General features: G+C 64.1%; 4 protein-coding genes. All 4 read left to right on the plus strand.

Annotation, left to right across the window (positions count from 1 at the left end):
* The coding region (gene nuoL, locus EOA29_RS23520) for an NADH-quinone oxidoreductase subunit L (RefSeq protein WP_127221628.1) at positions 1-1,686 on the plus strand (1,686 nt) is incomplete at its 5' end.
* Positions 1,686-3,191, plus strand: coding sequence for an NADH-quinone oxidoreductase subunit M (locus tag EOA29_RS23525; protein WP_126093212.1), 1,506 nt, complete (start codon positions 1,686-1,688; stop codon positions 3,189-3,191). The genes nuoL and EOA29_RS23525, both read left to right, overlap by 1 nt.
* 13 nt (positions 3,192-3,204) lie before the next feature.
* Positions 3,205-4,641, plus strand: coding sequence for an NADH-quinone oxidoreductase subunit NuoN (gene nuoN / locus EOA29_RS23530; protein WP_126093213.1), 1,437 nt, complete (start codon positions 3,205-3,207; stop codon positions 4,639-4,641).
* Between the two features lie 4 nt (positions 4,642-4,645).
* Positions 4,646-5,455: biotin--[acetyl-CoA-carboxylase] ligase (locus EOA29_RS23535; RefSeq protein ID WP_127221630.1), on the plus strand; the 810-nt coding region annotated here is incomplete at its 3' end.

Raw genomic sequence — 5,455 nt, forward strand, 5'->3', positions numbered from 1 at the left:
GTCCATATCTATTCGATCGGCTACATGCACCACGATCCGGACCGGCCGCGCTTCTTCGCCTATCTGTCGCTGTTCACCTTCGCGATGCTGATGCTGGTGACGGCCGACAATCTGGTGCAGATGTACTTCGGCTGGGAAGGCGTCGGCCTCGCCTCCTACCTGCTGATCGGCTTCTGGTACAAGAAGCCTTCCGCCAACGCCGCGGCCATCAAGGCCTTCGTCGTCAACCGCGTCGGCGACTTCGGCTTCGCGCTTGGCATCTTCGGCGTCTTCGTGCTGTTCGGCTCGGTCAATCTCGGCACAGTCTTTGCCAACGCAGCCTCCTTCCTTCCGGCCGAAGGTGCGCCGGAAGGGGCCGCGGTGCTGACTTTCCTCGGCCATGCGCTGGACAAGCATATCGCGCTGACGGTGGTCTGCCTGCTGCTCTTCATGGGCGCCATGGGCAAGTCGGCGCAGGTGCCGCTGCACACCTGGCTGCCCGACGCCATGGAGGGCCCGACGCCCGTGTCGGCGCTGATCCATGCCGCGACCATGGTGACGGCCGGCGTGTTCATGCTGGCGAGACTCTCGCCGCTGTTCGAGCTGTCGCATTCGGCGCTGACCGTCGTCACCTTCATCGGCGCCTTCACCGCCTTCTTCGCGGCGACCGTCGGCCTGGTGCAGAACGACATCAAGCGCGTGATCGCCTATTCGACCTGCTCGCAGCTCGGCTACATGTTCGTGGCGCTCGGCGTCGGCGCCTATGGCGCGGCGATCTTCCACCTGTTCACGCACGCTTTCTTCAAGGCGCTGCTGTTCCTCGGCTCGGGCTCGGTCATCCATGCCGTCTCCGACGAGCAGGACATGCGCAAGATGGGCGGGTTGCGGACGCTCATCCCCAAGACCTACTGGATGATGGTGATCGGCACGCTGGCGCTGACCGGCGTCGGCATCCCGGCGACGGTGATCGGCACCGCTGGCTTCTTCTCCAAGGACGCCATCATCGAGGCGTCCTTCGCCAGCCACAACGCGATCGCGGGCTTCGCTTTCGTGCTGCTGGTCATCGCCGCCTGCTTCACCAGCTTCTATTCCTGGCGGCTGATCTTCATGACCTTCCACGGCGAGCCGCGCGCGAGCCACGAAGTCATGCACCACGTCCATGAATCACCGCCGGTGATGCTGGTGCCGCTCTATGTGCTGGCCGCCGGCGCGCTGTTTGCCGGTATTGCCTTCCACGGCGCCTTCATCGGCGAGGGCTATGCCGAGTTCTGGAAGGCGTCGCTGTTCACGCTGCCGGAGAACCACATCCTGCACGAGATCCACGAATTGCCGTTGTGGGTGGAGCTGGCTCCGTTCATCGCCATGGTCATCGGCTTCGCGGTGGCCTGGAAGTTCTATATCCGCTCGCCGGAACTGCCCCGAAGCGTCGCCGCCAACCATCGCCTGCTCTATGGCTTCCTGCTCAACAAGTGGTATTTCGACGAGCTCTACGACTTTCTGTTCGTGCGGCCGGCGAAGCGCCTCGGCAGGTTCCTGTGGAAGACCGGTGACGGCGCCGTCATCGACGGCCTCGGCCCCGACGGCATCTCGGCGCGCGTCGTCGACGTCACCAACCGGGTCGTCAAGCTGCAGACCGGCTATCTCTACCACTATGCCTTCGCCATGCTGATCGGCGTGGCCGCTCTCGTCACCTGGATGATGCTCTGATGACCGACTGGCCAATCCTCTCGCTGGTCACCTTCCTGCCGCTGGTTGGTGTTCTCTTCATTCTGCCGATCAGCGACGACAGCGAAAACGCGCGCCGCAACATCCGCTCGATCGCCTTCATCACGACGGCGTTCACCTTCGTGGTGTCGCTGTTCATCTGGAAGGGCTTCGACAATTCGCAGGCCGGCTTCCAGTTCGTGGAAAAACACGCCTGGCTGGATTCAGGCATCTCCTACCACATGGGCGTCGACGGCATCTCGATGCTGTTCGTCATCCTGACCACCTTCCTGATGCCGCTTTGCATCCTCGCCTCGTGGGAGGCGATCGAGAAGCGGGTCAAGGCCTATATGATCGCCTTCCTGATCCTCGAGACGCTGATGATCGGCGTGTTCTGCGCGCTCGACATCGTGCTGTTCTATGTCTTCTTCGAGGCGGGCCTGATCCCGATGTTCATCATCATCGGCGTCTGGGGCGGCAAGCGGCGCGTCTATGCCTCGTTCAAGTTCTTCCTCTATACGCTTGCCGGCTCGGTGCTGATGCTGCTCGCCATCATGGCGATGTTCTTCCAGTCCGGCACGACCGACATGACCACGCTGTTGACGCATAACTTCCCGGCCAGCATGCAGACCTGGCTGTGGCTTGCCTTCTTCGCCTCCTTCGCGGTGAAGATGCCGATGTGGCCGGTGCACACCTGGCTGCCTGACGCCCACGTCGAGGCACCGACGGCGGGCTCGGTCATCCTGGCCGCCATCCTGCTGAAGATGGGCGGGTACGGCTTCCTGCGCTTCTCGCTGCCGATGTTCCCGCTGGCGTCCGAGATGTTCGCGCCGCTGATCTTCACGCTCTCGGTCGTCGCCATCATCTACACCTCGCTGGTGGCGCTGATGCAGGAGGACATGAAGAAGCTGATCGCCTATTCGTCGGTCGCCCACATGGGCTTCGTCACCATGGGCACCTTCGCGATGAACCAGGAAGGCGTGCAGGGGGCGATCTACCAGATGCTCAGCCACGGCCTCGTCTCCGGCGCGCTGTTCCTGTGCGTCGGCGTCATCTACGACCGCATGCATACGCGCGAGATCGACGCCTATGGCGGGCTGGTCAACAACATGCCGAAATACGCCACTGTGTTCATGATCTTCACCATGGCCAATGTCGGCCTGCCGGGAACCAGCGGCTTCGTCGGCGAGTTCCTGACCATGCTCGGTGTGTTCCGGGTCAACACCTGGGTGGCGTTCTTCGCCGCCACCGGCGTCATCCTGTCGGCGGCTTATGCGCTCTGGCTCTACCGCCGCGTGATCTTCGGCGCGCTGACCAAGGAAAGCCTGAAGAACCTGCTGGACCTCTCGACGCGCGAGAAGGTCATCATCTACCCGCTGGTGGCGCTGGTCATCTTCTTCGGCGTCTATCCGGCGCCGGTGTTCGACGCCACGACGCAGTCGGTCAAGGCGCTCGTCACCAACGTCACCGCTTCCATCAATTCCGCGCAGACCGCGGCGGCGAACTGACTGGGGAAACACCATGACGCCGGACCTTCTCTCCAGCCTTTCGCTCTCGACGCCGGAGCTGATCCTTGCCATCGGCGCGCTCGCGCTTTTGATGGTGGGCGCCTATTCGCGCTCCAACAACACGATGACGGTGACCGGGCTCGCGGTCGTGGTACTGGTGGTCGCCGGCCTGTGGCTGGCCTTCTCCGGCGGCGAGGGATCTGCCTATGGCAGCGCCTTCGTCCAGGATTCCTTCGGCCGCTTCATGAAGACCTTGGCGCTGATCGGCTCCGCAGTAACGCTGGTCATGTCGATGCGCTTTGCCAGGCAGGAGCATTTCGACAAGTTCGAGTATCCGGTGCTGATCCTGCTCTGCACGCTCGGCATGATGCTGATGATCTCGGCCAACGGCATGATCGGGCTCTATCTCGGGCTGGAGCTGCAGTCGCTGGCGATCTATGTGCTGGCGGCGATCAACCGCGACAATCTCCGCTCGACCGAGGCGGGCCTCAAATACTTCGTCCTCGGCGCGCTGTCGTCGGGCATGCTGCTCTACGGCATCAGCCTAGTCTACGGCTACACCGGCAACACCGGCTTCCATGAGATCGCGACGGCGCTGGGCACCGGCGAGCGGCAGCTCGGCCTCGTCTTCGGTCTGGTCTTCGTGCTCGCGGGCCTTGCCTTCAAGATCTCGGCGGTGCCGTTCCATATGTGGACGCCGGACGTCTATGAAGGCGCGCCGACCCCGATCACCGCCTTCCTCGCGGCGGCGCCGAAGATGGCGGCGATGGCGCTGATCGTGCGTGTCACCATGGGCGCCTTCAAGCCGATCGCCGCCGACTGGCAGCAGATCGTTGTCTTCATCTCCATCGCCTCCATGACGCTCGGCGCCTTCGCGGCGATCGGCCAGACCAACATCAAGCGGCTGATGGCCTATTCCTCGATCGGCCATATGGGCTATGCGCTGGTCGGCCTCGCCGCCAACAGCCAGGCCGGCGTGCGCGGCGTCGCCATCTACATGCTGATCTATCTGGTGATGACGCTCGGCACCTTCGCCTTCATCCTCGCCATGCGGCGCAAGGAAGGCAATGTCGAGCAGATCAGCGATCTCGCCGGACTTGCCTCGACCAACCCGATCATGGCCACCATCCTCACCATCCTGATGTTCTCGCTGGCCGGCATTCCGCCTCTCGCGGGCTTCTGGGGGAAGTGGTACGTGTTCCTGGCCGCCATCAACGCCAACCTCTATACGCTGGCGATCATCGGCGTGCTGGCCTCGGTGGTGGGCGCCTACTATTACCTGCGCATCATCAAGATCATGTGGTTCGACGAGCCGGTCGGCGGCTTCGTGCCGATGGCGAGCGAGCTGCGCCTCGTGCTCGGCGTCAGCGGCGCCTTCGTGCTGTTCTACGTGCTGATCGGCGGGCCGATCGGCAGCTACGCCGAAGCCGCCGCCAAGACCTTCTTCTGACGGGATGGCATTTCGGCTGGCTCCAACCGCGGCGTCGGAGGGGTTCCGGCTCGAGGCCCATGACAGTGTCGGCTCGACCAACGCGCTGGCGCTGGACCATGCGCGGGCCGGCGATCCGGGAAAACTCTGGATCGTCTCGAAGAAGCAGGAAAGCGGGCGCGGGCGGCGCGGCCGCGCCTGGGCGACGCCTGAAGGCAATCTGGCGGCAACACTGCTCCTGGTTCCCGGCGGCGAACTGCGGCTCGCCGCGACGCTCGGCTTCGTCGCGGGACTGGCGCTGGCCGACGCGCTCGATGCCGTCGTTCCGCAGGGCCGGATCGCCGTCGGCCTTGACGGCGGCAGTGAAGGACGCAACCGCTTCGAGCTGAAATGGCCGAACGACGTGCTCGCCTCCGGCGCCAAGCTCGCCGGCATCCTGCTGGAATCGGCGATGCTCGAAGGCGGCCGCTTTGCCGTTGCCGTCGGCATCGGCGTCAATGTCGTGGCTTACCCCGAGGATTTGCCCTATCCGGCGACATCGCTGCAGGCGTTGGGCGCCAATTGCGATGCCGAGAGGCTGTTCCTGGCGCTTTCGGATGCCTGGAGCGAGAACGCCAGACTGTGGGACGACGGACGCGGGCTTGCCGCGATCAGGAAGCGCTGGCTGGCGCGCGCGGCCGGGCTCGGCGGCGAGGTTGCTGTCAGAATTGACGGCAATGTGGTTCGTGGCGTCTTCGAGACCATTGACGAGGACTGCCGTTTCGTGATCCGCGACGATGACGGATCGGTTCTGACGATCGCGGCCGGCGACGTGCATTTCGGCGCGGGCGCCTCG

Source organism: Mesorhizobium sp. M1E.F.Ca.ET.063.01.1.1 (genome assembly GCF_003998155.1).
Classification (GTDB): domain Bacteria; phylum Pseudomonadota; class Alphaproteobacteria; order Rhizobiales; family Rhizobiaceae; genus Mesorhizobium.